Genomic DNA, 1,026 nt, shown 5'->3' with positions numbered 1-1,026 from the left:
TTAGGGTTTCCTTGTCCTTTAGAGGCTTTCATTAAAGGCCCCATAAATCCGCCCATAAGCTTTTTACGCTTTTTGTCATCGGCCTCTTTATACTGTGCAATCTGATCAGCCATGCCAGCGAGTACTTCGTCAACCAATGCTTCTAGCGCACCGGTATCAGATACCTGCTTTAGACCTTGTGATTCAATAATTGCGTCAACATCATCACCAGATTTTTCCCAAAGTGTATTGAATACTTTCTTTGCACCTGAAGACGACAAAGTGTTGTCTTTAACTCTAAGCACCAGTTGCCCAAGTTGCTCTGCACTGATAGGAGAATCTTTTAAGGAGATGCTGTCGCTGTTGAGTCGCGCGCTTAGCTCTCCCATTGTCCAGTTGGCAGAAAGCTTAGCGTCACCTGAAATGCTACTGGCTGTCTCGAAATAATGAGAAAGGTCTGCCTGTGCTGAGATCAAGCCTGCATCGTAACTTGATAAGCCGTATTCGGCGCAGAACCTTGCCTTTCGTGCATCAGGAAGCTCTGGCATCTCAGTTTTAATCTGATCAATAAACTCGTCAGACAATTCGACAGGAAGCAGGTCAGGGCATGGGAAGTAGCGGTAATCGTTTGCTTCTTCTTTGCTACGCATGGAGCGGGAGATATCTTTCTCTCCATCGTATAAGCGGGTCTCTTGCGTGATGCTGCCGCCATCTTCAAGAATATCTATCTGACGCTCAACCTCAAGGGCGATCGCCTTTTCCATGAAGCGGAAGGAGTTAAGGTTCTTGGTTTCGGTTCGTGTACCAAGCTCTTCCTGACCTTTGGGGCGTACCGAGATATTGACGTCAAAGCGCATTGAGCCTTGTGACATTTCACCGTCACAGATGCCAAGAGAGGTAACAATTGAGTGTAGTTTTTTGGCAAAGGCGACTGCTTCTTCACTATTGCTGATATCAGGCTCTGACACGATTTCAATAAGCGGTGTTCCCGCGCGGTTCAGATCTATGCCTGACATGCCATGGTAATCTTCATGAAGCGATTTACCG

Annotated in this window: 1 protein-coding gene; it reads right to left on the bottom strand. The window is 46.8% G+C overall.

Features of this window, described 5'->3' with window-relative positions:
* Positions 1-1,026: Asp-tRNA(Asn)/Glu-tRNA(Gln) amidotransferase subunit GatB (gene gatB / locus A3756_RS23800; protein ID WP_068554870.1), on the bottom strand; the 1,026-nt coding region annotated here is incomplete at both ends.

It is taken from the genome of Oleiphilus sp. HI0086 (assembly GCF_001635225.1).
This window is presented reverse-complemented; position numbering and strand designations above follow the sequence as displayed.